At 53.9% G+C, this 536-nt stretch carries 1 protein-coding gene; it reads right to left on the reverse strand.

The window, feature by feature from the left end; genetic code table 11:
• The coding region (locus tag EZM41_RS05465; RefSeq protein ID WP_198470131.1) for a pyridoxal-phosphate dependent enzyme at positions 1-259 on the reverse strand (259 nt) is incomplete at its 3' end.
• Positions 260-536: the final 277 nt, after the last annotated feature.

Genomic DNA, 536 nt, shown 5'->3' on the forward strand with positions numbered 1-536 from the left:
AGTTCACGATGGCCAACCGCCACTCGTCGGATGCAGCCATCGCCAACTCCAAAGCCTTGTCGAAGTTGCCGCGCACCGCCAAAACCTTGGCACCGGAGATCAAGGCTTGGGCAAGTTTGCCCCTCGCCACTTTGCCGGCGGGAAGGATCACATAACCGGGGAGACCGGCCGCCGCAGAATAAGCAGCCGCCGAGGCGGAAGTGTTGCCAGTGGAAGCGCAGACGACGGCGCGAGCCCTGCCTTCCAAGGCTTTAGCCACTTATCACTTTCTCTGCTATTTCTCTAAACTCTTCTATTGTGAGCAAGCCCCCCTTCGACAAGGACTTTTCTTTCACAGCGTTGACGATTTCAAGTTTTTGCTCTACTTTTGCGCAAAAACAGAAACGAGCAGCCCTACAATCTAAGAATTCGCCTGCTGGCCGGTGATAGGGTCTGTGATCCTCCATATGGGTATCTTCAAGGCAAAGATATCCGAGGCGGTGTATAGATCGATGATATGGGCGCTGCGGTGGCTTATTGGATATGTAATGCGCATC

The organism is Acetomicrobium sp. S15 = DSM 107314, assembly GCF_016125955.1.
Lineage (GTDB): Bacteria > Synergistota > Synergistia > Synergistales > Thermosynergistaceae > Thermosynergistes > Thermosynergistes pyruvativorans.